This window comes from Brevundimonas sp. GW821-FHT02A10, from assembly GCF_059422025.1.
Genome location: NZ_JBWKWC010000006.1, coordinates 154,219 through 178,407, shown reverse-complemented (window position 1 = coordinate 178,407; position 24,189 = coordinate 154,219). Strand labels below are relative to the sequence as shown.

The following is a 24,189-nucleotide window of genomic DNA, read 5'->3' as shown; positions in this document are numbered from 1 at the left end:
CCCGCTACGGCCAAGGGTGTACGGTGCCGTACGCTCAAGTCCTGAGCCATTTCGCGACCGCCCAGGCATGGGCGTCGTGGCGCAGTTCGGCCAGGGCCGTGCGCGGGTGCAGCCAGACCAGTTCGTGGTCGGCCTCGACCTTGACCGCCGGGTTCAGGGCGATCATCTCGGCGATCCACAGGCCGCCGATATTGTTCATTGGCCGCGTGTCGGACTTGCGGAAATACTGGCCGGCCTCGGCGATCCGCTCGACCGGGCGCACGGTCATGCCGGTCTCCTCGAGGAATTCGCGGATCAGCGCCTCCTCCTCGGTCTCACCGGCCTCCACCGCCCCGCCGGGCAGGTCGTAGTAGGACCGGGCGCGCTCGACGCGGACGCAGGCCAGCTTCTGGTCGTGGAACACCAGGCCGAAGGCCGTAGGCCGTTCGGGATAGTCAACGCCCGGATCACGACGACCGAACTGGAGCGCGACCGCCATGGTCAGAGGTCGAAGGCCAGACGGGCGCGGACGCCCTTGTGACCGTGGTCGAACTCGATCGCCGACCGCAGGCCCGAGGCCATGGCGGAGATGATCTTGCCGCCCAGACCCGTGCCCTTGGGCGCGCCGTCGCCCATGCCGGGGCCGTCGTCCTCGACGGTCAGCAAAGCGCGGCCCTCGGCGTCGGGCTTGAGGATGACGCGGATCTCGCCCCCCTGCCCCGGCGCATAGGCGTATTTGACGGCATTGGTGACCAGTTCGGTGACCACCACGCCCAGCGACACCGCCTGATCGGTCGAGACCCGCATGGGGGTGGCTTCGAGGATCAGGGTCGGAGAGCCTTCGTCGGGGCCCAGCGACTTGCCCAGCTCGTCGATCAGACCGGCCAGATACTCATCCATGGCCACCGAGGACATGTCGCCCGAGGTATAGAGGCGGCGGTGCACGTGGGCCACGGCCTCGATCCGCGCCTGGGCCTCGCGCAGGGCTGCACGGGCGCCGTCATCGGCCAGATGGCGCAACTGCAGCGACATGAAGGTCGAGACCAGTTGCAGGGAGTTGCCGACCCGGTGATTGACCTCGCGCAGCATGGCCTCGGCGCGGTCGCGGGCCAGACGGACCTGCTCGACGGCCTCCTCGTTCTCGCGCTGCAGGCGGCGGCGCAGCAGGGCGTCTTCCAGCGCCGAGCGCAACAGGGAGGTGAAGTCCTCCGACACGTCCTTGATCACATAGTCGGCGGCGCCCGCGCGCAGGGCGGCGACGGCGATGCGGCCCTCCTGCGCGCCCGTCACATAGACGACCGGCGGGGGGGCGGGCATGGCCATGATGTCGGGCAGGACGTCCAGGCCTTCGCGGCCCGGCATGTAGTGATCCAGGGCGCAGACATCGAAAGTCGCTGCGGCCAGAGCCTCCAGCCCAGCATCACCGTCGCCGGCGCAGGTCACCTCATAGCCGTGCCGGCCCAGTTCCTTCTGGACCAGCCGGGCCAGACCGGCGTCATCATCGATGTAGAGGAGCCGGATCGCCGGCCTGGAATCGGTCATTCGATCTCGGGCGCCTGCATCACGGACAGGAACAGGCCGAGCTGGCGGATGGCGCCCGCGAAGCTTTCATAGTCGACGGGCTTGGTGATGTAGACGTTGCAGCCCAGGTCATAGCAGCGCTGGATCTCGGTCTTGTCGTCGGTGGTGGTCAGGACGACGACGGGCGCGCGGCGCAGGCGCTCGTCCTTCTTGACCTCGGCCAGAATGTCCGTGCCCTGCATATCCGGCAGGTTGAGATCCAGCAGGATCAGCATCGGGCCGTTGGAGCGGATTTCGTCAGAGAACAGATAGTCCAGCGCCGGCTGGCCGGAATCGAAATGCACGATCTCGTTGGAGATGTTGGCCCGGCGGATGTTCTTCTCGATCAGCTTGGCGTGGCCATGATCGTCTTCGACCATGACGATCTTTACAGGGGTGCTCACAGTGCGTCTCCAGCCTCGTCGAGGATCAGGCGTTTGGGGAATTTCAGGCGGAATGTCGAGCCCTCGCCGAGGACGGACTCAAGCGTGATCTCGCCACCCAGTCGGCGAACACTGTTGCGCACGAAGGCGAGGCCCAGCCCCTCCCCTTGCGTGTCCTGACGACCGGCGCGGCGGAACAGCTCGAAAACCCGTTCGTGGTCTCGCGGAGCGATGCCGCGGCCGTTGTCGGCAACGGAATATTCGACCCAGCCTCCGGGGACGTCGCGTCCCGAGACGACGATGTGGCCGGGCCGATCCGCGCTGAGATATTTGACGGCGTTGTCGATCAGATTGCCGAACACCTGTTCGATCGACAGCCGGTCGTTCTCGAACGCGGGCAGGGTTTCGACGACGATCTCGGCCCCCTTCTCCTCGGTCTGGTGACGCATGCTGTCGGCGATGCGGCCGACCATGGCGGTCATGTCCAGGCTCTCGGGGACCAGGTTGCGGCGGCCCTCGCGTGACAGCTTGAGGATGGCGTTGATCAGCCGGTCCATCTTCTCGGTGGAGGCGCGGATGAAGTTGATGGCCTCGGGCATGTCTTCGCGCACGGCCGTGACGACCTCGGGATCGACCTCGCGTTCGGCCTCGGCCTTGATGATGGCGCGGTCGATCGTCTTCCCCGCCTGCTCCAGCTCGGAGGTGTAGCCCATGACGTTGACCAGGGGCGAGCGCAGGTCGTGGCTGACGATATAGGCGAAACGCTGGACTTCCTCGTTGGCGCGGACCAGCGCGCCGGTGCGGGCCTTGATCGTCTCTTCCAGACCGGCGTTGACGCGGTCCAGCTCGGACCGGGCGGCGTTGATCTCGGCCAGATAGCGCCGGACCAGCATCAGGATGATCACCGCGAGGACGAGGATCAGCAGGCCGGCGATGGCGTTGATCGTCACGGTCAGGAAGGCTCCGCGCTCGGACCGGGCGCGGCGATCCTCCAGCGTCTGGCCGATGTGGGCGTCCAGCCGGGTCATCTCGGCATTAAGCTGTTCGGTCAGGGCCTGCCCCTGCCCCGTCCGCACCCGGCTGACCGCCTGGCCGATGCGCCCCTGACGCGCGAGGTCCAGGGTGCCGGACATCTCGATATATTTGTCGCGGCTGATCCGGGTCAGGGCCTCGGCCGAAGCCAGGGAGACCTCGTCGCCGGCGGCGCGCGTCTCGAAGTCGGCGAAGATGGCCGCGAGCGCTCCCTTGTTCTTCTCGAAAGTGACGAGGAAGCCGGGCTGTCCGGTCAGGAGGAAGCCCCGCTGGGCGGTCTCCGCCCCCTGGATGTTCAGGACGATGCTGCGGGCGACGCGGCGCGACTGCCAGGTCTGGTCGACCTGGGCGTTGAAGGCGGCCGTGCTGCTGATCATGATGAAGGTCGAGACATTGACCAGCAGCAGCAGAACCAGGGCCGCGGTCAGCAGAAGCACGACGGAACGGGCGAGAGACGAGGTTCGCAGGAACTCACGCCACTTCGAGAAACGCCCCACTGAGGGGAAGCGGCTGGCGGTATCCACTGACATGAGACAAGCTTTAGCCGGGGTTTGGCCACTGTCCAGCGCCGTCACGCAACCGGAGGGGTCGCGAGATGGTTGTCAGAACGGCCGAGCTGTTGGGGAGCGCCGTCGATATGGTTTCGTGGTGGTGGGTAGTTCCGGCCCTGGTGGCCTTTGTGAGCGCCCTGTTCGTGTTGAACGGGCTGGTTTCGCTGTTCCGGGGCCGACCGTTCAGCGGCATCCTGAAGATGGTCGGCGGTGGTGCGGTTCTCTGGGCCGCGCTGGCCCTGACCCTGCTGGCGCTGAACGTCCAGACCTATGCCCGGCTGACCTATGAGCGGCCGGTGGCGACCATCCAGCTCAGGAAGTTGGCGCCCCAGTATTTCGAGGTCACCGTCATCCAGCCGCCGGTTTCGAAGGACGAGCCGGAACGGGTCGCGGTCTATCCCGTCAATGGCGACGATTGGCGCATCGAGGCCCAGGTGCTGAAGTGGAAGCCATGGGCCAATGTCCTGGGGCTGGATACCCAGTACCGGCTGGACCGGCTGTCTGGCCGCTATGAGAATATCGAGCAGGAGCGCACCGGCGCCCGAAGCGTCCACGCCCTGTCGGGCGGCGACGAGCGGGTGAAGGTTCTGGGTACGACCGTGCCGTGGAAGATCAGCGCCTGGGACGCCGCGCGCCGCTATCGCCGCTATGTCGATGCGGTCGACACCCTGTACGGCGGCGCGGCCTATATGCCGATGGCCGACGGGGCCCGCTATGAGGTCTGGATCACCCAGTCCGGCCTGATCGCCCGCCCCGTCAATGACGCGGCCCGCAACGCCTCGGCGGGCGGGTGGACCAGCGTGAACTGAGGACCGCCGCCCGCTAGACCTGACCGATGGTCTTCAGGCGGGCCTTGGGATGGACCTCGTTCTGGCTCATCACCACGGTCTGGCCGCGGAAGCGTTCGATGATGGAGCGGACGTAGGGGCGGATCTGCGGACCGGTCAGCAGGACCGCGGTCTCGCCCGCCATGGCGGCGCGCTCGAACACGTCGCGGACATTGCGGATGAAGTCCTGCAGGCGCGACGGGGCCATGGCCAGCTGCTTGTCCTCGCCCGTTCCGACCAGGGCTTCGGCGAAGGCGGCTTCCCATTCCGGTGACAGGGTCACGATCGGCAAGGCGCCGTCGTCGCCCTTGTGCTGCCAGCACAGCTGACGCGCCAGACGGCTGCGAACGTGCTCGACCAGGGTCGTGACCGACGAGGAATGCGGCGCGGCTTCGGCCAGACCTTCCAGGATGGCGCCCAGGTCGCGGATCGAGACCTTTTCCTTGAGCAGGGCCTGAAGGACCCGCTGAAGCGTGGTGACGGTGACGACCGAGGGCACCAGTTCGTCGACCAGCTTCTTCTCCTCCTCGCCGAGCTCCTTCATGAGCTTCTGGACCTCTGCATAGGACAGCAGGTCGGCCATGTTCTCCTTGAGGATCTCGGTCAGGTGGGTGGTCAGCACCGTCGAGGGATCGACGATGGTGTAGCCCCGGAAGGTGGCTTCCTCGCGCAGGCTTTCATCGATCCAGGTGGCGGGCAGGCCGAAGGCGGGCTCCTTGGTGTGCTCGCCGGGCAGTTCGACCTGACGGCCCGTCGGGTCCATGGCCATCAGGGAGCCCAGACGGACCTCGCCGGCGCCGGCCTCCATCTCCTTGATGCGGATGGCGTAGCCCTGGGTCGGCAGGCGCATGTTGTCGAGGATGCGGACCGAGGGAATGACGAAGCCGTATTCCTGGGCCAGGGCGCGGCGCAGGGCGCGGATCTGGTCGGTCAGGCGGCGGCCTTCGAGGTCGTTGATCAGCGACAGCAGCGAATAGCCCAGCTCGATCTTGACCTCGTCGATGGTCAGGGCGGTGCCGATGGGCTCCTCGGCGTCTTCCTTGGGCTTGCCGCCGGCGACAGCGGCGGCGGCGGCCTTCTCGGCTTCGGTCGGCTCGGGCTTGAGCCGGGCCCGGCCCAGACGCCAGGCCATGAAGCCGGTGCCCAGAGCCAGGGCGGCGAAGGGGATGATCGGCATCCCCGGGATCAGGCCGATCAGGCCGGCGGCGCCCGAGACCATGCCCAGGCTGACCGGGTTGGTGGCCAGTTGCTGGACCAGGGCCTTGTCGGCCGTGCCCTCGACGCCCGCCTTGGACACCAGGAAGCCGGCGGCGATCGAGATGATGATGGCCGGGACCTGGGTGACCAGACCGTCGCCGATGGTCAGCTGGACATAGGTGGAGGCCGCTTCCTGGAAAGGCAGCTGGTGCTGGATGACGCCGATCAGCATGCCGCCGATGGCGTTGATGAAGGTAATGATCAGGCCGGCGACGGCGTCACCGCGAACAAATTTCGACGCACCGTCCATGGCCCCGAAGAAGGTCGATTCCTGCTCCAGCTCCTTGCGGCGCAGCTTGGCCTGGTCCTCGTTGATCAGGCCCGACGACAGGTCGGCGTCGATGGCCATCTGCTTGCCCGGCATGGAGTCCAGGGTGAAGCGGGCCGAGACCTCGGCGATCCGGGTCGAGCCCTTGGTGATGACCACGAAGTTCACCACCAGGATGATGGCGAAGATGATGATCCCGATGATGAAGCTGCCGCCCATCATCAAGGCGCCGAACGCCTGGATCACCTGACCGCCGGCGTCGTGACCTTCGTGCCCGTGGGTCAGGATCAGACGGGTCGAGGCCAGGTTCAGACCCAGGCGGAACAGGGTCGAGACCAGCAGCACCGTCGGGAAGATGGCGAAGTCGAGCGGGCGCTTCATCATCAGCGCCGTCATCAGGATCAGCACTGACGAGGTCAGCGACAGGGCCAGCAGCACATCCAGAAGAAACTTCGGGACGGGCAGGATCAGCAGCATGATCACGCCGATGACGCCGACCGCCATGGCGACCTCGCCACGCATCAGCCAGCCGCGGACGTCATTGCCAGTCGGACGGGCGTAGCCGTCCTTCATCAGGGTCGCATCGGTCATGCGGCGGCCCCTTCAGCGGGGGTTCCGTGGCCGAGGGCGGCCAGACCGCGGCGCGTGGCCTCGGCGATGACGGCGTCGCGCTTTTCAGGCGCCAGGCTCTCGGGCGCCTCATAGAAGACGGCGACCGGGATCGGGTCGCCCATGGCCGGATAGACCACGCCGATGTCGTTGGTCTGGCCCATGCCGCCGGTGCCGGTCTTGTGGGCCACGGTCCAGCCGGCGGGCACTCCGGCCTTGATGCGCTTCTCGCCGGTCGGGCTGTCGATCAGCCAGTCCCACAGCGGGCGATAGCGCGACTGGAAGACCAGGGGCTGATAGGCCTCAAGGATCCAGTTCAGATTGGTCGCGGCCTGGAACGGCAGGGTGGTGTCCTTGTCGCCGTCCTTGACGTTGAGCTGCGGCTCCAGACGGTCGACGCGGGTCACGTCGTCGCCGGCGCGGCGATACCAAGCGCGCAGTTCGTCCAGACCGCCCAGTTCGCGGATCAGGATGTTGGCGGCGGGATTGTCGCTGACCTCGACCGTCGCCTTCATCAGGTCGATCAGGGTCATGGTCTGGCCGACGGCGGTTTCGGTGACCGGGGCGTGGTCCAGCATGTCGGCGGCGGTCACGGGGACGGCGCGATCGGCCTTCTCCTTACCCTGCTGGATACGCTCCAGCATGGCGGCGGCGAGGAACAGCTTGAAGGTCGAGCAGTAGTTGAACCGCTCATTGGCCCGCCAGGAGGCGCGATGGCCGTCGAGGACGCTGAGACCGATGCGGCCGCCGTTTTCGCGTTCCAGATCGGACAGGTCGAAGGCGACGTCGCGCGGCGGCAGCGGGACCTGGGTCCCCGGCTCGTCGCGCGTGCGCTCGCACCCGCCCAGACCGATGAGGGTCAGGCCCGCGAGGACGCTTCGACGATCCGTGACCAAAGCCATGAAATCAGGCCGCGCTTGCGCCGTAGTTGGCCGCGACGCCGTTCTGGGGCGCCATGATGGCAGTGCCTTCGTCGGCGTATTCGTTCAGCTTGTTGCGCAGGGTCCGGATCGAGATGCCCAGGATGTTGGCCGCGTGGGTGCGATTGCCCAGGCAGTGGGTCAGGGTGTCCAGGATCAGGGTCTTTTCCATCTGCGCCACGGTCTGGCCGACATAGGCGCGCGACACGGCGTCGGCGGTCTGGGCGGCGCGCGCAGCAGGGCCCGAGTCGGCCTGCGCCACAACGCCCGACAGTGGCTGACCGTCAGGAAGACGGATGGCTTCGGCGTCGATCTCCGGGCCGACGGCCAGCAGAACCGCGCGGTGCATGGCGTTTTCCAGCTCGCGGACGTTGCCGGGCCAGCGGTGAGCGGCCAGCGCGCGGCGTGCGTCGGCCGACAGCGGACGGGTCGGCACGCCGTTGGCGGCGGCGTATTTCTTGACGAAGTGGTCAGCCAGGACGGCGACGTCGCCCGGACGTTCGCGCAGGGACGGCAGGCGCAGGTTGACCACGTTCAGGCGGTACAGAAGGTCTTCGCGGAACACGCCTTCCGCCACAGCCTTGGCCAGATCGCGGTTGGAGGTGGCGATGATGCGGATGTTGACCGGCACGGGCCTGGTGCCCCCGACGCGGTCGATGACCCGCTCCTGGATGGCGCGCAGCAGCTTGGCCTGCAGGCGAGCATCCATTTCGCTGATTTCGTCCAGCAGCAGGGTGCCGCCGTCGGCCTCCTCGAACTTGCCGATGCGGCGGGCCACGGCGCCGGTGAAGGCCCCCTTCTCGTGGCCGAACAGCTCGCTCTCCAGCAGATTGTCCGGGATGGCGGCGCAGTTGACGCTGATGAAGGGACGGTCCGAGCGCTTGGAGTTGACGTGCAGATAGCGCGCCATGACTTCCTTACCGACGCCGCTTTCCCCGGTGATCAGGATCGAGGCTTCCGAGCGGGCGACCTGGTCGGCCAGTTTGACCACCGCCTGCATCGACGGATCGGCCGAGATCATCGGGCGCTCGTCGTCGGCGACAGCCGACAGGACCGCGGCGATCAGATCGGCCTCGGGCGGAAGCGGAATGAACTCCTTGGCCCCGGCGCGGATGGCGGCGGCGGCCTTGTCCGCGTCGTTGTCGACGCCGCAGGCCACGACCGGGACGAAGATCCGCTCGGCGTCATTGGCGGCGATCAGACCCGAGATGTCGAGGTTGTAGTCGACCATCAGCAGGTCGGCCCCCTGCCCGCGCCGGAGCTGTTCCGTCGCCTGATCGGTGCGCTCGACGTGCTGGACCTTGGCGCCGTGCGCCATGGCCATCTTCACCGCCGCCGCGAGCTGTCCGCTCAGCCTGCCAACCACCAGAAGCCGCATCGGTCTTCTCCTCTAAACTCTTACGCAGAACCGACGGCCTAGGCCGCCGAGTCCTCGGTCTTGATGATTTCCGTCATGGTCACGCCCAGGCGATCCTCGACGACGACGACCTCCCCGCGGGCGACCAGACGGTTGTTCACGAAAATATCGATGGCCTCGCCGACCTTGCGGTCCAGCTCAAGCACGCTGCCGCGATTCAGCTTGAGCAACTGGGCCACGGTCATATGGGCCTTGCCGAGCACGGCCGAGATGTTGACCGGCACGTCGAAGACGGGGGCCAGATCGACGGCGCTCTTGTCGCCGGCCTCTTCCGTCGTCGCCAGTGCAGTGGAGGTCCCGAACTCCTCCAGGGCGAAATCCTCGGCCATCAGAAGTTGCTCCCGTTAAGTGATTCAGCGTGCCCGGCCTCGGCGGCCAGGGCGGCGGTCAGGGCCTCGCTCATGCGAGCGGCGGCCTCGGCCGGATTGAAGTCGGCGCGGCCGTCGGCCCATTCCAGCTGGAAGGCGGCGGCCGCCATGCCGGGCTCGTCGCGGAACGACACCAGACCCGAGAAGCCGGCGTCGACGCAGATGGCCTGAAGCTTCGCCTGCACGCTTTCGTCCAGGCCCCGCGCGCGGATGACCAGACGCGGGGTGGCGTCGATCTCGGCGCCCAGGGCCTCGAGCGCGGCCTGGATCGGACCCTCAGGGAAGCGTTCCAGGGCGCCGGCGGCCAGAACGCGGGCAGCAGCCAGGGCCAGTTCGGCCGATTGTTCGCGGTGGGCCTGGGCCACAGCGCCCAGCGAGGGGGCGGCGGCGGCGACGGCCTGCCCCAGGGTGACCAGGGCCATGGCGTGCAGGCTCTCGACCTCGGCCAGGGCGGTCTCGCGGCCTTCCAGCCGGGCCTGGGCGACCAGGGCCTCGACCTCGGCCGGCAGATAGGCGCGCTTGGTCGGCGTGAAGGCCTGACCGGGGGTCACGCCTCCGGCGTCGTCGAACTCGGTGTCGAAGCTGAAGGGGCGGGTGTTGGCGGCGGACGTGATCATGTCAGTAAATCAACTCGTCGTCGGCGCCGCCGGCCCCGGCCAGCATGATCTCGCCCTTGGCGGCCAGATCCTTGGCGGCCTGGACCATGGCCATCTGGGCGCTGTCGACGTCCTTCAGACGGACCGGACCCATGGATTCCATGTCCTCGCGCATGATCTTGGACGCGCGTTCGGACATGTTGGTGAAGAACATCTCGCGCAGGCCTTCGGAGGCGCCCTTGAGCGCCAGGCCCAGCTGGTCCTTCTCGACGGCGCGCAGCAGGGTCTGGACGCCGCCCGGGTCGAGCTTGTTCAGGTCCTCGAAGACGAACATCAGGGCGCGGATGCGCTCGGCCGACTCGCGGTTGCGCTCTTCCAGGGCGCCGATGAAGCGGGCCTCGGTCTGACGGTCGAACGAGTTGAAGATGTCGGCCATCATCTCGTGGCTGTCGCGCTTGGAGGTGCGGGCCAGGTTGGACATGAACTCGACGCGCAGGGTCTGTTCGATCTTGTCCAGGATCTCGCGCTGCACCGGCTCCATGCGCAGCATCCGCTGCACACACTCGAGGGCGAAGTCCTCGGGCAGGGAGGTCAGGACGCGGGCGGCGTGGTCGGGCTTCACCTTGGACAGGACCACGGCGACGGTCTGGGGGTATTCGTTCTTCAGATAGTTGGCGAGGACGGCCTCGTTCACATTACCCAGCTTGTCCCACATGGTCCGGCCGGCCGGACCGCGGATTTCCTCCATCAGGCCGTCGACGCGGTCGGCGGGCATGAAGGCGGCCAGCAGGCGCTGGGTCTGTTCGAACGAGCCCATGACCGCGCCCGAACCGGTCATGCCGGACACGAACTCCAGCAGCAGCTCCTCGACCACCGTCGCGCTGACGGTGCCGAGGCCGGCCATGGCCTGGGAAATCTCCTTGATCTCCTCGTCGTCGAGGTTCTTCCAGAGCTGGGTGTGCTCCTCGCCGAGCGACAGCAGGATGACGGCCGCCTTTTCGGGGCCGGTGAGCTTTTTGGCGTCGTCGACGGAAGGCTTCTTCGTGGTGGCCATGCGCGGAGCCATCAGGTGTCGTGCAGCCAGCCGCGCAGGATCGCGGTCGACTCATCCGGATGGTTCTCGACGAACTCGGCGACCTTCTTGACCGAGGAGGCCTTCACCTGACCCTCGATGCGGGCGATGTCGAGCCGCTGGTCCATGTCGGACTGCGGCGCGACCAGTTGCGGCACGCCGTCGACCATCACGGTCTGCAGCTGGGTCACGCCGGGCCCGCCCGCGGCGGCGCCGGCCAGGGCCGGGACGCCGGTGGTGTTGGCGGTCTTGAGCAGCGGACGCAGCACGAAGAAGATCAGCAGCAGGCCGGTCACCAGCAGGACCAGCAGCTCGACGCCGCGCATGATGTCGTTCTTGTCGAAGTCCAGAAGGGCCGAACCGGTCTCGGTGCCGCCGGCGGCCGAGGTGTCATGGCTGAACTTGGCGTTCTCGACCTTCACCTGGTCGCCGCGCTGCTGGTCGTAGCCGATGGCGGCCTTCACCAGGGCGTCGATCTTGGCGATGTCCTCGGCCGAGCGCGGGGCGTAGGTCGGCTCGCCCTTGCCGTCCTTGGCCGGGGTCCAGACGCCGTCGATGGCGACCGCGACGGCCAGCTTCTGGACCTGACCGGCCTCCTTGATGGTGGTCGTGGTGGTGTTGGAGATCTCGTAGTTGGTGGTCTCGGTATTGGCCTTGTCGCTCGAACCCGCCGGGGTCGTGGTCGGGGCCGCGCCGCCGGGGATGTTGTTGGTCGCCGTCGTACCGCCCGAGGGGTCGCCGGTGGTGTCGGTTTTTTCCGAACCGTTGGTCGAGGTCGAGCGGACGACCTGGCCGTCGGGATCGAATTTCTGCTCCTGGGTGGTCGAACGGCTGTGGTCGATGTCGGCGGTGACCTGAACCTTGGCGGCGCCGGGGCCGACGACGCCCTCGACAATGTCGAGGATGCGAGCCTGGAGCTGGGCCTCGGTGGCGTTCTTGGAGTCCTGGGCCGAGGCGGCGGAGAAGCCTTCCTCGCCCGAGCCGGCCGCCAGCGTCCGGTTGGCGGTGTCGGTGACGGTGACCTTCTCGGGCTTCAGGCCCGGCACGGCGGAGGCGACCACATTGCGGATCGCCTGGATCTGGTCGCCGGTCAGGGCGCGGCCACCAACCCCGACCACGACCGCGGCGGTGGGATCGCCGGTGGCGGAGGCGAACATCTCGCGACGCGGCAGGGCGATCAGCACCTTGGCCGAGGAAATGCCCCGGTAGGACAGGATGGTGCGGCCCAGCTCGCCTTCCAGGGCGCGCTTTTCATTGAGGTTCTGCTGGAACTCGGTCTGGCCGAGCACCGACTGGTTGTCGAAGATTTCGTAGCCGACCGAGCCCGTGGTCACGAGCCCCTTGGACGCCACCATCATCCGGGCGGTGCCGACGTCGTCGCGGTTGACCATGATGGTCGAGCCGTCGCCCTGGGTCTTGTACTTGATGCCGGCCTGTTCCAGCGAGGCGGTGATGTCGCCCGCCTCTTTCAGGTCGAGGTTGGAATAGAGCAGCGCGTCCGGCGCCTGCCCCATGCGCAGCATGACGGCGACAAGCACGGCCGCGACGCCGGCGGCGACGCCCAACACTGCAGCCAGTCGGCCGACACCAAATCTCTGCAACGCCGCCGTGAAGCCGCCCACGCGTTCCCGCCTACTGAAAATCGGCGGGAAGCCCAACCACGCCCGCTAGGCAGAAACTGCCGCCTGCGTGGTAAACGGCGCGTTAAGAGAGGTTACCTTCCTTTGGTTAGTGGCCCTTTTTCAGCTCCGGAAGCACCGGCGGCACACCCGACGGCAGGGGCGCGGAGGCGTCGCGGATATAGGCCTCGACGTCGCGATAGACACGCTCGGCGCCGAGGTTGCGGTTCAGCAGGTGCCAGCCGTCGTCATAGAAGGCGGTGCGCAGATTGGGCGGCGTTCCGGCGATCTCCAGCGCCCGGCGCATGGGTCCCTGCTCCACCACCTGGTCATGGGCGCCATACATCAGGATCACCGGCGCCTTGATCAGGCCGATCCGGTTCGACGCGCTCTCCATCAGATCGACCAGGCCCGAGATGGCGTCGAAGCGGGTCGACAGGAGGCTGTCGGGATCGCGACCGTTGCGGATCAGCTCCAGCACATTGTCCGAGGCCAGGATGTGGCGGGCGATGAAGTCCGGCGGCTCGACCGACAGGTCGCCGACGACCCGCGAGGTGATCCACAGGCTGGTGCGGTTGAGGATGTTCTGGCTGGACCAGCCCCAGACGCCGGGGGACAGCAGCACGACACGGTCGGCATCCGGCGGACGGTCCGAGCCGAAGGCGGCGGCGGTCACCGACCCGCCCATGCTCTCGCCCACCACCGCGAGCGTCGCCTCGGGACGCCGGGCGCGGACGAGCGCCGTAATGGTGCGCAGGTCCTCGGTCATCAGGGCCTCGCCGCCCCAGACGCCCTTCTGCGGCGCCTGGCCGAAGCCGCGCTGGTCAAAGCTCCAGACCTCGATCCCGTGCGTCGCCCACCAGGGGCCGGCGAGGCGGAAGGAAGCGTCGTGGTCGTTCATCCCGTGCAGGGCCACGATGGTCGCCCAGGGTTTGCCGTCGGCGGGCGCCCAGTGCAGGAAAGGCAGCCGCGCCCCGTCCTGAACGATGAAGGCGCCGGTCATGCCGGGGGCCGGGGCGTCCTCAATGCGCGGACCGGTGAAGCCCGGCGGCGGCGTCAGCGGCGACTGGACCAGAGGCGTGGCGCAGGAGGCCAGGGCGAACGCAGCGAAGGCGGCCGCGATCAGGCCGGGAATGCGAAAGGTCATGAGTTCAGGATGTCCGCCACGCGTCGGCGCAAATAAGGCACGATCTCATCCTCGAACCACGGATTTTTTCTGAGCCATGCTGTGTTTCGCCACGAGGGGTGCGGCAGGGGCAGGATGTCGGGCGCGAAGCTCCGCCAGTTGCGCACGGTTTCGGTCATGTCGCGGCTGAAGCGATCGCCCAAGGCCCATTTTTGCGCATAGCCCCCAACCAGCAAGGTCAGCTCCATTTGCGGCAGGGCGTCGAGCAACCGGGGCCGCCACAGCTCGGCGCAGCGGCGTGGGGGCGGATAGTCGCCGCCCTTGGGCGCGGTGCCCGGATAGCAGAAGGCCTGGGCCGCGACCCCGATGCGGTGATCGGCGTAGAAGGTCTCATAGTCGACGCCCAGCCACTGGCGCAGGCGATCGCCGGACGGATCGGTAAACGGCAGACCGCTCTCATGCACCCGCCGGCCCGGCGCCTGGCCGCAGATCAGCAACCGGGTCTCGGGAAAGACCCGCACGACGGGGCGCGGCGTATGCGGCAGTTCGCCCAGACAGGCGCGGCAGGCGCGGATGTCGGAGAGGACGTCGTCCAGATCAGACGTCGGATCGCGATCAGGCGAAGTCGTCATCGTCCTCGTTGACGACGGGCGGCAGGGCGGCGACCGCAGCGGCGGTTTCGTCCGCGGTCGGCAGGCGGAGGCGGACGACACCCTTCATGGCGTTCGGATCGATCGCCTTGCCCTTCTTGGTGATGGTCAGCTTGCCCTGGCGCATCAGGCCCAAAGCCACGGCGCGCACCTTGGGCAGCATCCGCTGCCACTGTTCGGGCTGCAGATCCTTGGCCACGTCGGAGGGTTCGATGCTCTTGCTGTTGTCGCCCTTGGGGTCGATGCGGGAAAGTTTTTCGAAGATTGCGGTTTCGATGGGGTCGCTCATCGCGCTTCTATGATGCATTGCGGGACCAGAAAGAAGGCGGAGTTCAAAATGGTCGCGAAAATTACCGTAGAGGAAGGCGAGTTCGCCGGCTGGCAGACCTACGACCTGCACGGGACCTTCGACCAGACCGTGGGCCCCTTCTACTTCAAGCCCGACCCCGACGGCCGGATGCGCTGCGCCTTCCGGGCCGAGCAGAAGCACATGAACTCCGGCCACCGGATGCACGGCGGCTGCCTGATGACCTTCGCCGACATCGCCCTGTTCCAGACCGCCTATCAGGAGATGGAGGGTAAGAACGGCGTGACTGTGCAGCTGGACTCGACCTTCGTCGACGGCGCCCGGGTCGGCGAACTGATCGAGGCGACCGGCGAGGTGGTCCGCGCCGGCGGCTCGCTGATCTTCGTGCGCGGCCAGATCACCACCGGCGGCCGGGTGCTGATGACCTTCTCGGGCGTGATCAAGAAGTTCACGCCGCGGGGGTGATCCCTAGATCCCCGCTCCCGCGGCCGGACGCGCACGGCAGGTCTCCAGCCAGCGGGCCAGATGGGTCAGCTCGGCCGGCGGGCGGTATTTGACCAACCGGGCGAAATCCAGCCCGATCACGGCGACGATGTCGGCGATGGTGAAGCGGTCGAGCGCGATGAACTCATGGTCGGCCAGACGCTCGTCCAGGGTCAGCATGAATCGCTCGGCCCACAGGCGGTTGTAGGCGGCGACCTCTGCGACCTGCGCGCCCTCCAGCGCCGCCATCAGCGGATGGGTGTGGCGCACGTTCAGCATGATCGGGTTGGCGAGATAGAACTCGTTGCGGCGGGTCCACATCTCGACGATCGCCTGTTCGCGAGCGTCGACGCCGAACAGGTTGGGCTCGGGCCAGAGCGCTTCCAGATAGCGGCAGATGGCCACCGATTCCGAGATGGTCGTGCCGTCGTCCAGCTCCAGCGCCGGGACGTGGGGCACGCCGACGCGACCGCGATACTCCGCCGTCTTGTGGTCGCCGGCCATGATATCGACCTCGACCAGATCGACGTCGGCGATGCCCTTCTCGGCCATGACCCAGCGGACCCGGCGCGGGTTGGGCGCGCGGTGGGAGGTGTAGAGCTTCATCGACGTTTCCTGACCCGGATTGCCCGGTGTTGTGTCAGCCGAAGATAGAGGCCGGCATGGCTCCGACAATGGCCGCCGTCATCAGGGTCGACAGGAAGCCGGCGAACAGGGCCTTCCAGATCAGGCCCAGAACCTCTTCGCGGCGCTCGGGCATCAGGACGGACAGGCCAGAAACGGTGATGCCGACCGAGCCGATGTTGGCGAAGCCGCACAGCGCGTAGGTCATGATCATCCGGGTGCGCTCGCTCATCTCGGCGGCGGGCACCTTGCCCAGATCGATGAAGGCCACGAACTCGGTCAGGGTCAGTTTTACGCCCAGCAGCCAGCCCGCGCGGCCGGTCTCGGACCATTCGATCCCCGTCAGCCAGGCCACCGGCATGAAGATCCAGCCGAGGATGCGCTCCAGCGTCAGCGGGGCGTCCATGATCACGATGCCGCCGATCATGATGTTCACCAGGGCGACCAGCGCCACGAAGACGATCAGCACGGCCGAGATATTCATCACCACCATCAGGCCGTCGGCCGTGCCCTTGGAAATGGCGTCGATGGCCGAGTCATACTTCAGCGCGGTGTTGTAGTCGGCGACCGCCCCGCCCTGCCCCGGCTTCTCGGGGATGATGATCCGGGCCAGCAGCACCCCAGCCGGGGCCGAGACGATGGAGGCGACCAGCACGTGGCCGGCGGCGTTGGTCAGGACCGGCGACAGGATGGCGGCATAGGCGACCATGGTCGAACCGGCGACCGTGGCCAGACCCACGACCATCATCAGGAAGATTTCCGACCGGGTCAGCTTGTCCAGATAGGCGCGGATGACGATCGGGCTCTCGATCATGCCGAGGAAGATGTTGGCCGCGACGGCCAGGGCCGAGGCGCCGCCCAGCCCCATGGTCTTCTGGAACAGGAAGCCGAAGCCGTGGGTGATCCACTTCAGGATCTTCCAGTGCCACAGCAGGGCCGAGAGGGCCGAGATCACCAGGATCATCGGCAGGACGTTGAAGGCGAAGGTGAAGGGGGCCGCGACCTTCGGGTCGGCGTTGGTCAGGTAGTAGGGGGCGTCCTGCTTGCCGTCGACGAGGAAGCCGAACACGAATTTGGCGCCCTGGGCCGTGGCGACCGAGAGGCCATCGACCGCGCCGGTGATGGCGGCCAGCACGACCTGCGAGCCCGGAATGGCGAAGAGGGCCAGCACCAGAATGGCCTGCACCCCGATGGCGCCGAGGGTCAGCCGCCAGGGAAAGGCCTTGTGGTCCTCCGAAATGGCCCAGCAGGCGAAGACGATGACCACGAGCCCGAACAGGCTCTGGAGGTTCAGCATGCTGAACATGAAGCGACGATCCCTGACCTCTCCCCCTCGGAGAGCCGATCTCCGCTTGAACGCGAAGGCGCGCCGGGCCGCAAGTCCCCCGGGATCAGGATTTACCTGACAAAGGCGACGAAACCTCAGGCCGCTCGGGTCCCGCCTTCGGAAACATAGGCCGTGGGCGCGTTGCTCGAGGTCCAGAAGCGCCAGCGGGACATCCACATCTCGCCGTCGCGCAGATGCTGTTCGCGGCGCCGCTCGTCGGGCTCGGCGACCGCGTGAGCGAAACACTCCCGGGCCTGATCGCGGCAATCCTCGGCTGACAACTCGACGTACATGACCCAAACCTGTATGACAGGCTCAGGATCGCAGCGAACTGTTAAGGTTGTATCTACGGCGTACACCAACCCACGCGGGCGACAGTTGGGCGGCGGCGATGCGGCCCGCACCGTCGCTGGGGCGAGAAACGGCGGAAAACCCGAAACTTGGCCTGGGACGCCGGTCCGTCGTATAGATTCGTCTGTCCGGCTGGCGCGCGGCCGGATGGCGACTGGGGTATGAGATTCGACCATGAGTACTGATTCACGGGGCGGCCGGTCGGGCCCGGTCGCTGGAGCCGGAGTGGGCCGCCATCTGCTGATCGTCGACGACGACGACCGCATTCGCGAACTGCTGAAGGAATATCTGGCGCGCGAGGGCTATCGCACCACCGGCGCGGCCCATGCCGCCGCCGCCCGCCGCCTGATGGAGCTGATCGAGTTCGACCTGGTCGTGCTGGATGTCATGATGCCGGGCGAGAGCGGGCTGGAGCTGACCAGCTGGGTCCGCAACAAGGCGCAGCTGTCGCGCACCCCCGTCCTGCTGCTGACCGCACGCGGCGAGGCCTCGGACCGGATCGAGGGTCTGTCGCGCGGCGCCGACGACTATATGTCCAAGCCCTTCGACCCCAAGGAGCTGTCGCTGCGCGTCGACGCCATCCTGCGCCGCACCGGGGGCAAGCCCCTGACGCCGCGCGAGATCAAGCTGGGGCCGGCGTCCTTCGACATGGAACGGCTTGAGCTGACCCGCGACGGCGCCCCGATGCGCCTGACCGAGGCCGAGGCCCAGCTGCTCAAGACCCTGGCCATCCATGCCCACTCCCCGGTCGAGCGTATGGACCTGTCGCCCGACACCGCCGACATCACCGGCCGCGCCGTCGACGTCCAGGTGACCCGCCTGCGCCGCAAGCTGGAAGCCGATCCGAAGAACCCGCGCTACCTCCAGACCGTGCGCGGCGTGGGATATATGCTGGCGCCGGACTGACCCGATGGTGGCGCTGACCCTCATCCTGACGGGCGTTTCGGCGCTGGGCCTTGCGATCCAGACGCCGATCGCGGAACCGCGGTGGGAACCCGCCTCCCCTGATCAGGTCATCGCCGATCCCTGCGACCCGACGGTCGAGGGGCAGCAAGGCCGAAGCAATGCCTGGGTGAAGGCCGTCCTGATCCAGGAGGGACACCTCGCGTCCTCGGTGTGCAGCCGCTGGTCCCAGCTCGACCCCGTCGCCTGGCGGGCGATGGAGGCGGACTGGACGCGGCTCATGGCCCAGAGCACGGCCCGCACTGTCGTCACCTATGGCGCGCCCGACGATCGGTGGAATGCCGCCCGCGAGGCCGCCGCCCGCGCCTGCTTTGCCCATCTGTCCGCCGACGGGTATCGCGCCTGGCGCCTCTATCTCGAACAGGGTCCCGCCCAGCCCTGCCCCGCCTCATGAGGTTCACCCCCCTCGCCGTCTGGGGGCGCTTTCTGAAGCGCCGGGTGCCGTCGTCGCTCTGGGGACGGTCGCTGCTGATCATCGTGGCCCCGATCCTGATCATGCAGGGGGCGGTGACCTGGGCCTTCTTCGACGCCCACTGGCAGCGGGTCACCGCAAGGCTGTCCGACGGGCTGGCGGGGGACATCGCCTGGGCATCGGAAAGCTATCGCGACGAGCCGACGCCGCAGAACCTGGCCGTCATCACCGAACGCGCCCAGAAGTCGATGCAGCTCTCGGTCGCCCTGATCGAGGACGAGACCCTGCCGACCGAGCAACGGCGCGGCGCCATCGGCATTGTCGACCGGACGCTGGAGAAGGCGCTGAACGCCCGGCTGGACCAGCCCTTCTGGTTCGATACGACCCGCTACCCCGCCTATGTCGACATCCAGGTGCAGGAGCCCAACGGCGTCCTCCGGATCATCGCCCCGCGCGAGCGGGCGGTGGCGACCCAGGCCCATATCTTCGTCCTGTGGCTGATGCTGGCGACGGTTCTGCTGATGTCGGTGGCCATTCTGTTCATCCGCAATCAGGTCCGGGCCATCGAGCGGCTGGCCGAGGCGGCGGAGGCCTTCGGGCGTGGCGAGATCCAGCCCCGGTTCAAGCCGCACGGCGCGCGCGAGGTGCGTCAGGCCGCGACCGCCTTCATGGCCATGCGCGACCGGATCCAGCGCCACATCGACCAGCGCACGGCCCTGCTGGCCTCGGTCAGCCACGACCTGCGCACGCCCCTGACCCGGCTGCGGCTGGAGCTGGCCCTGGCCCCGCCGTTCAAGCGCGCCGACGACATGAAGGGCGACATCGACGAGATGGAGCACATGATCGACGAATACCTGGCCTTCGCGCGTGGCGAAGCCGGGGAAGCGGCCCAGACGGTCGATGTCGGCGCCATGCTGAGGGCCGCCGGCGATGACGCCCGCCGCGCCGGGGCCGAGGTTCAGGTTTCAGCGCCCAACGGCCTGACGGCGGCGCTGCGCCCCATCGCCTTCCGCCGGGCGATCAACAATCTGGCGGGCAATGCGGCCTCGCACGGCGAGCATGTACGACTGACGGCGCGGGCCCTGCCTTCGGGCGGTCTGGAGATCGCGGTTGACGACGACGGCCCGGGCATTCCCGAGGACATGTACGACGAGGCCTTCACCCCGTTCTCCCGCCTCGACGAGAGCCGCAACCAGAACTCCAAGGGCGTGGGTCTGGGTCTGGCCATCGCCCGCGACGTGGCGCGCGGCCACGGCGGCGACATCACCCTGGCGCGCAGCGACATGGGCGGACTTCAGGCCCTGATCCGGCTGCCGGGATAGGGGCGGGCCCGATCACTTTTCGGCGCGGCCTCTGGCGAAGCGCGGCCGCAAGGATCATCTTGTCTTCCGACAGGGTTGGTCGACAGGATCAGGAGTTCGTCATGCGCAGGTTCGCCTTCTTCGCCCCTCTCGCCGCCATCACGGCAGCCGCGTCTCTGGCTCACGCCGAACCGGCCGCCCTTCAGGCCCCCGCCCCCGAGGTCACGGTCACCATCGGCGGCGACCTCATCAAGGATGCGCCCAAGCTGGGCGAGCGCGACGTCACCGAACAGCGCGAGGCGCTGGCGGAAACCGTCAGCCGCGCCCTGGCCCGCAGCGGCGCCTATCCGGGCGCCCGGATCAATCTGGTCATGACCGACCTCAAGCCCAACCATCCGACCGTACAGCAGACCATCGACAAGCCCGGCCTGTCGATGTTCCACAGCGTCTCCATCGGCGGCGTCGCCATCGAGGGCGAGATCATCACCGCCGACGGCCAGCGTCTGCCGGTCAGCTATTCGCGCTATACGTCCAGTATCGCCGACGTCTTCGGCTTCAACACCTGGGAAGAAGCCGACCGCGCCTATGACCGGTTCGCGGACAATATCGTCGAAGGCCGGCTGAACGCGCGCTACTAGGCGACTTTCGCCACCCGGCCGCCGCCGCTCTCGATGGCGTCAAGCAGATCCATGACCGAGGTCAGGGTGTCGGCCTCGCGCGCGGGCTTGTCCCAGCGGATACGGCTGATCCGCGGAAAGCGCATGGCCACGCCCGACTTGTGCCGCGGCGAGCGGTTCAGCCCCTCGAAGGCGATCTCCAGCACCAGGCCGAAATCCCGCTCGGCCCGCACCGACCGCACCGGGCCGAAGCGTTCGATGGTGTGGTCGCGCACGAACTTGTCGAGCAGTTTCAGCTCCTCGTCGGTGAAGCCGAAATAGGCCTTGCCGACCGGGGTCAGCGCCCCCTCTTCGGTCCAGACGCCGAAGGTGAAGTCGGAATAGAAGCTGGAGCGCTTTCCGTGCCCGCGCTGGGCGTACATCATCACGGCGTCGATGGTGTGCGGGTCGCGCTTCCACTTGAACCACGGCCCCTTCGGGCGGCCGGCGACATAGGCGCTGTCCCAGCGTTTCAGCATCAGCCCCTCGGCCGCCGCCCCGACCGGAGGATCGGCGCGCAGCACGCCGAGGCTCTCCCAGCTGTCGTAGTCGACCACCGGCGACAGGTGCAGCCGGTCGCCTTCATGTCCGGCGATCAGGGCCTCCAGCCGCGCACGGCGTTCGCGCAAGGGAAGACCGCGCAAATCCTCGCCGTTCTCGGCCAGCAGGTCATAGGCGACCACCGCCGCCGGGTGCGCCGCCATCAGCTTCGCATCGACCGTCTTGCGGTTCAGCCGCTGCTGCAGGTCGCCGAAGGGCGCCACCTCCCCGTCCCTCCACACCAGCAGTTCGCCATCGATTGCCCCCTCGAAGGTCAGGCCGGCCATGACGTCGGGAAAGGCGCCCGAGATCTCGTCGCCCGTACGGGAATAGAGTTTGGCCACGCCCTGTTCGCGCACCGCCTGCACCCGGATGCCGTCCCATTTCCATTCGGCGGCATAGTCGGCGGGATCGAGCTTCGGAAAATCCACCGCCTCGTCGATGGCGACGGCCAGCATGACCGGGCGGAAGCGTCCGGGCGCGTCGGGGCTGGGCCGCTCTCCCCGGCCCTCCAGCCAGGCGAACAGGTCGGCATAGGGCGGTTCGACCGCGTGCCAGACCTCCTCGATGTCCGAGGCGTCGACGGGGTCCAGCGCCGTGACGGTTTCGCCGCCGCCCGGCTCCGGCGGCTCGGTCACAGAGGCCGGCCGGATCATCGCCGCCGCCGTCTTGGCCAGCCGCGCCGACATGCCGACGCGCAGACCCCCGGTGACCAGTTTCAGCAGGGCCCAGCGGCCCTTGGGCGCCAGGGCATCGAGCCAACCCTCGATCAGCCCCTGAACCTCGCCCCGCTTCGCCGCCTTCAAGGCCTCGATCACCTCGGACAGCTCGGGCTCGCGGTTGGGCCGCCGGTCGGGATCGCCGGGCCAGATCAGGGCGACGGTCTCGGCCAGGTCGCCGACATAGTCGTAGGACCAGCCGAACAGCACGGAATCCACCCGCGCCTCCACCGCCCGCCGGATCATCGCCGGCTTGGCCGCATCGAAGCTCAGGTCGCCGGTCAGGGCCGCCAGGGCCCAGCCCCGGTCCGGATCGGGCGTCGCCTTCAGATAGTCGCGCAGCAGAACCAGCTTCGCATTGCGCGAAGAGGTCAGGGACAGGCGATCCAGAAGCTCGGCGAAGGCGCGCAAGAGGCGTGACGTCCAGACAAGGTCGCCAGGCGCGACCCGAAGCCAACGACTCTGGCCCCTAATCGTTTCGGATCAAGCGTCTGCCAATGAACCGGTCGGCGGCTATTGCGCGGCCGAGTCGAAATAGGGCTGGCAGACGCGCCGCATCTCCCGCGTCGCCAGAACGGAGTCCTCGACATTGTCCCTCTGGGCGATGCGGACGGCGAAATCCTGGGCCTCGGAACAGGCGATCAGGGCGTCGGCATGGGACAAGGCTTGCACCGGCGGCGTACGGCCCTCGCGCAGGACGACGAGCCGCGCCTCGATCGCCGCATCCTCACCGCCGCCCGACATCCGCGCCATCAAGGCCTGGGGCCAACCGGAGCTGAACAGCATCAGCACCAGGCCCGCAATGACGACGACCACGGCGGAAAAGACGACGCCCGGAGGAATCTCCGGCATTTGAAAAGCCTTACGACGCATATCTGTCCTGACACAGTATTGCGGGAACTGAATAGTGAGTTGGTCGCGCAATCCGCAGCCCATCCCGGCGCGTCGACAGCCAGGCTTTTATCCCACCAAAGTTATAGGCGTTGTAAAATGATGTAAAACTTCAGGATATTGCCCCCGAACAACCGCCATCCCGGCCCTCCCCTCGCGGGAAGGACCGGGCGGCTTTCGACCTCATCAGTTGAACAGGCCGGCGATGACGGCGGTGATCAGGCCGGTCGTGACGGCGGTCAGGACCACGTCATTGCCGCTGCGGACGTACTGGTAGCCACGCGGCGGGGCGCGCAGGCCGTAGTGGCCGTAGTCGGTCACGACATAGGAGCGCGTCCGGTACTGGGCGGGCATCCGCTGGCCGTAGCTCCAGGCCCGGGCCTGATAGCCGCGCGGGGCGACATAGCGCGGCGCCGAGTAGCGGCGTTGCGCCTGTTGCCAGCGGCCGTAGGACTGCGGCGCCGGAGCCGGTCGAACGGCGGGCGGGGCCGGACGGGCTGGTTGGGCGTGCGGCGCGGGGCCGCGGTGTTGCGCCGGGGCAGCCGAGGCGACCCCGAAGCTGGTGCTCGCGATGACGGCGGCGAGCGCGGCGGTGACGATCTTCTTGTTCATGGCGATCTCCTTTGTTCCAGAGCCATGAACAGACCCTAGGCCCCGCCACCTGAGCCGTTCCTGAGGCCGTCGTTTTTCCCGGTTCAGCGCAGGACCGAACATCCGCCCCTCTGTTTCCGGACGGACAAACCCGGACACAGAGCGACACACCGGAGCATACGAAAGCGCACCGGAGGTTTCCCTCCGGGGCGCTTCGAACGTTCAGGCGCCAGGCCCTAGTTGAACAGGCCCGCGATCACGGCGGTGATCAGACCCCCGGCGACGGCGGCCAGGACCACGTCATTGCCGTTGCGGACATAGTGGTAGCCGCGCGGCGGGGCCCGCAGGCCGTAACGGTTGTAGTCGTTGACGACATAGGCGTTGTACGAACTCGGCAGGCGCTGGCCGTAGCCATAGACCTGATAGCGGGTGCCGCGCGGTTGCTGCCAGCGACCGGCGTTGTAGCGGCGCTCGGCGCGTTGATAGCGGGCATAGGCGCGCTGGTCCTGACGATAGTCGCGACGGTCATCCCGGGCATCCCGGCGATCGTCACGGCGGTCGTCCCGAGCGTCCCGGCGGTCATCGCGACGATCGTCGCGGTGGTCTTGGCGCTGTTCCTGACGATGATCGGGGCGGCCGTACGACTGGGCGCCGGCGGCCGAGGCCAGACCCAGCGAACCGGCCGCGATGGCGGCGGCGACGGCGGTGGTGATAAATTTCTTCATGGTGACGAGATCCTTGGACAGCCGAACCTTCGACCTGCCCTCAGACTAGTCACCGGCCCTTGAGC

27 protein-coding genes are annotated in these 24,189 nt (G+C 67.7%); 6 read left to right on the top strand and 21 right to left on the bottom strand.

The window, feature by feature from the left end; genetic code table 11:
- Positions 1 to 34 precede the first annotated feature (34 nt).
- The 4 genes from AC07U0_RS15955 to AC07U0_RS15940 are packed head-to-tail and all read right to left on the bottom strand — an operon-like array spanning position 35 to position 3,484.
- Entirely contained in the window at positions 35 to 478 is a 444-nt protein-coding gene (locus AC07U0_RS15955; protein ID WP_494720954.1) for an NUDIX domain-containing protein, read from the bottom strand.
- A 2-nt stretch (positions 479 to 480) separates the two neighbouring features.
- Positions 481 to 1,521 carry a sensor histidine kinase gene (locus AC07U0_RS15950; RefSeq protein WP_494720953.1) on the bottom strand — a complete coding sequence of 347 codons (1,041 nt, stop codon included), beginning with the start codon at positions 1,519 to 1,521 and terminating at the stop codon, positions 481 to 483.
- Entirely contained in the window at positions 1,518 to 1,919 is a 402-nt protein-coding gene (locus AC07U0_RS15945; RefSeq protein WP_494720998.1) for a response regulator, read from the bottom strand. The genes AC07U0_RS15950 and AC07U0_RS15945 overlap by 4 nt, the downstream gene beginning before the upstream one ends.
- Before the next feature lie 20 nt (positions 1,920 to 1,939).
- The gene (locus tag AC07U0_RS15940; protein WP_494720952.1) at positions 1,940 to 3,484 is read right to left on the bottom strand and encodes a sensor histidine kinase; all 1,545 of its coding nucleotides are present in this window, start codon (positions 3,482 to 3,484) and stop codon (positions 1,940 to 1,942) included.
- Positions 3,485 to 3,549: 65 nt separating this feature from the next.
- Between AC07U0_RS15940 and AC07U0_RS15935 the strand changes: the two genes are divergently transcribed.
- On the top strand, positions 3,550 to 4,314 hold the full coding sequence (locus tag AC07U0_RS15935) for a hypothetical protein (protein WP_494720951.1): 765 nt from the start codon (positions 3,550 to 3,552) through the stop codon (positions 4,312 to 4,314).
- A 13-nt stretch (positions 4,315 to 4,327) separates the two neighbouring features.
- Here the strand turns inward: AC07U0_RS15935 and flhA are convergent, their stop codons facing one another.
- From flhA to AC07U0_RS15885, 10 genes are all read right to left on the bottom strand, one after another.
- Positions 4,328 to 6,430 (bottom strand): flagellar biosynthesis protein FlhA, encoded by a 2,103-nt coding sequence (gene flhA / locus AC07U0_RS15930; RefSeq protein ID WP_494720997.1) that lies wholly within the window; start codon positions 6,428 to 6,430, stop codon positions 4,328 to 4,330.
- Between the two features lie 14 nt (positions 6,431 to 6,444).
- On the bottom strand, positions 6,445 to 7,368 hold the full coding sequence (gene bla, locus AC07U0_RS15925; RefSeq protein ID WP_494720950.1) for a class A beta-lactamase: 924 nt from the start codon (positions 7,366 to 7,368) through the stop codon (positions 6,445 to 6,447).
- Between the two features lie 4 nt (positions 7,369 to 7,372).
- Entirely contained in the window at positions 7,373 to 8,764 is a 1,392-nt protein-coding gene (flbD, locus tag AC07U0_RS15920; protein ID WP_494720949.1) for a sigma-54-dependent transcriptional regulator FlbD, read from the bottom strand.
- A gap of 38 nt (positions 8,765 to 8,802) precedes the next feature.
- Positions 8,803 to 9,132, bottom strand: a complete 330-nt coding sequence (gene fliN, locus AC07U0_RS15915) for a flagellar motor switch protein FliN (RefSeq protein ID WP_494720948.1) — start codon at positions 9,130 to 9,132, stop codon at positions 8,803 to 8,805.
- A complete protein-coding gene (locus tag AC07U0_RS15910; RefSeq protein ID WP_494720947.1) occupies positions 9,132 to 9,788 on the bottom strand; it encodes a FliH/SctL family protein in 657 nt (218 codons plus the stop codon). Before AC07U0_RS15910 ends, fliN begins: the two co-directional genes overlap by 1 nt.
- A gap of 1 nt (position 9,789) precedes the next feature.
- Positions 9,790 to 10,821, bottom strand: coding sequence for a flagellar motor switch protein FliG (fliG, locus tag AC07U0_RS15905; protein WP_494720946.1), 1,032 nt, complete (start codon positions 10,819 to 10,821; stop codon positions 9,790 to 9,792).
- 11 nt (positions 10,822 to 10,832) lie between these two features.
- Positions 10,833 to 12,461: a flagellar basal-body MS-ring/collar protein FliF gene (fliF, locus tag AC07U0_RS15900; RefSeq protein WP_494720945.1), complete on the bottom strand. Its 1,629-nt coding sequence runs from the start codon at positions 12,459 to 12,461 to the stop codon at positions 10,833 to 10,835.
- A 106-nt stretch (positions 12,462 to 12,567) separates the two neighbouring features.
- A complete protein-coding gene (locus AC07U0_RS15895) occupies positions 12,568 to 13,605 on the bottom strand; it encodes an alpha/beta fold hydrolase (RefSeq protein WP_494720944.1) in 1,038 nt (345 codons plus the stop codon).
- Positions 13,602 to 14,216, bottom strand: coding sequence for a uracil-DNA glycosylase family protein (locus tag AC07U0_RS15890; RefSeq protein ID WP_494720943.1), 615 nt, complete (start codon positions 14,214 to 14,216; stop codon positions 13,602 to 13,604). The genes AC07U0_RS15895 and AC07U0_RS15890 overlap by 4 nt, the downstream gene beginning before the upstream one ends.
- Entirely contained in the window at positions 14,200 to 14,523 is a 324-nt protein-coding gene (locus AC07U0_RS15885) for a DUF3253 domain-containing protein (RefSeq protein ID WP_494720942.1), read from the bottom strand. The genes AC07U0_RS15890 and AC07U0_RS15885 overlap by 17 nt, the downstream gene beginning before the upstream one ends.
- Positions 14,524 to 14,571: 48 nt before the next feature.
- Between AC07U0_RS15885 and AC07U0_RS15880 the strand changes: the two genes are divergently transcribed.
- Positions 14,572 to 15,006, top strand: coding sequence for a PaaI family thioesterase (locus tag AC07U0_RS15880; RefSeq protein ID WP_494720941.1), 435 nt, complete (start codon positions 14,572 to 14,574; stop codon positions 15,004 to 15,006).
- Between the two features lie 3 nt (positions 15,007 to 15,009).
- Here the strand turns inward: AC07U0_RS15880 and AC07U0_RS15875 are convergent, their stop codons facing one another.
- From AC07U0_RS15875 to AC07U0_RS15865, 3 genes are all read right to left on the bottom strand, one after another.
- Positions 15,010 to 15,630 (bottom strand): glutathione S-transferase family protein, encoded by a 621-nt coding sequence (locus tag AC07U0_RS15875; protein WP_494720940.1) that lies wholly within the window; start codon positions 15,628 to 15,630, stop codon positions 15,010 to 15,012.
- Positions 15,631 to 15,664: 34 nt separating this feature from the next.
- The gene (locus tag AC07U0_RS15870; protein ID WP_494720939.1) at positions 15,665 to 16,954 is read right to left on the bottom strand and encodes a NupC/NupG family nucleoside CNT transporter; all 1,290 of its coding nucleotides are present in this window, start codon (positions 16,952 to 16,954) and stop codon (positions 15,665 to 15,667) included.
- Between the two features lie 116 nt (positions 16,955 to 17,070).
- Positions 17,071 to 17,268 carry a hypothetical protein gene (locus AC07U0_RS15865; RefSeq protein WP_494720938.1) on the bottom strand — a complete coding sequence of 66 codons (198 nt, stop codon included), beginning with the start codon at positions 17,266 to 17,268 and terminating at the stop codon, positions 17,071 to 17,073.
- Positions 17,269 to 17,500: 232 nt separating this feature from the next.
- On the opposite strand from AC07U0_RS15865, the gene AC07U0_RS15860 reads away from it, so the two are divergent.
- The 4 genes from AC07U0_RS15860 (at position 17,501) to AC07U0_RS15845 (ending at position 20,640) form a co-directional block, all read left to right on the top strand.
- Positions 17,501 to 18,232 (top strand): response regulator, encoded by a 732-nt coding sequence (locus AC07U0_RS15860; RefSeq protein ID WP_207871058.1) that lies wholly within the window; start codon positions 17,501 to 17,503, stop codon positions 18,230 to 18,232.
- 4 nt (positions 18,233 to 18,236) lie between these two features.
- Positions 18,237 to 18,683, top strand: coding sequence for a hypothetical protein (locus AC07U0_RS15855; RefSeq protein WP_494720937.1), 447 nt, complete (start codon positions 18,237 to 18,239; stop codon positions 18,681 to 18,683).
- Complete coding sequence (locus tag AC07U0_RS15850) at positions 18,680 to 20,023, top strand: ATP-binding protein (protein WP_494720936.1); 1,344 nt, start codon at positions 18,680 to 18,682, stop codon at positions 20,021 to 20,023. The genes AC07U0_RS15855 and AC07U0_RS15850 overlap by 4 nt, the downstream gene beginning before the upstream one ends.
- A 101-nt stretch (positions 20,024 to 20,124) precedes the next feature.
- The gene (locus tag AC07U0_RS15845; protein ID WP_494720935.1) at positions 20,125 to 20,640 is read left to right on the top strand and encodes a hypothetical protein; all 516 of its coding nucleotides are present in this window, start codon (positions 20,125 to 20,127) and stop codon (positions 20,638 to 20,640) included.
- On the opposite strand, the gene AC07U0_RS15840 is transcribed toward AC07U0_RS15845, so the two are convergent.
- The 4 genes from AC07U0_RS15840 to AC07U0_RS15825 form a co-directional block, all read right to left on the bottom strand.
- Positions 20,637 to 22,328 (bottom strand): cisplatin damage response ATP-dependent DNA ligase, encoded by a 1,692-nt coding sequence (locus AC07U0_RS15840; RefSeq protein ID WP_494720934.1) that lies wholly within the window; start codon positions 22,326 to 22,328, stop codon positions 20,637 to 20,639. The genes AC07U0_RS15845 and AC07U0_RS15840 overlap by 4 nt on opposite strands.
- A 102-nt stretch (positions 22,329 to 22,430) precedes the next feature.
- A complete protein-coding gene (locus AC07U0_RS15835; RefSeq protein WP_494720933.1) occupies positions 22,431 to 22,769 on the bottom strand; it encodes a hypothetical protein in 339 nt (112 codons plus the stop codon).
- Positions 22,770 to 22,994: 225 nt separating this feature from the next.
- The gene (locus AC07U0_RS15830; protein ID WP_494720932.1) at positions 22,995 to 23,420 is read right to left on the bottom strand and encodes an RcnB family protein; all 426 of its coding nucleotides are present in this window, start codon (positions 23,418 to 23,420) and stop codon (positions 22,995 to 22,997) included.
- Positions 23,421 to 23,635: 215 nt separating this feature from the next.
- On the bottom strand, positions 23,636 to 24,124 hold the full coding sequence (locus AC07U0_RS15825; protein WP_494720931.1) for an RcnB family protein: 489 nt from the start codon (positions 24,122 to 24,124) through the stop codon (positions 23,636 to 23,638).
- Positions 24,125 to 24,189: the final 65 nt, after the last annotated feature.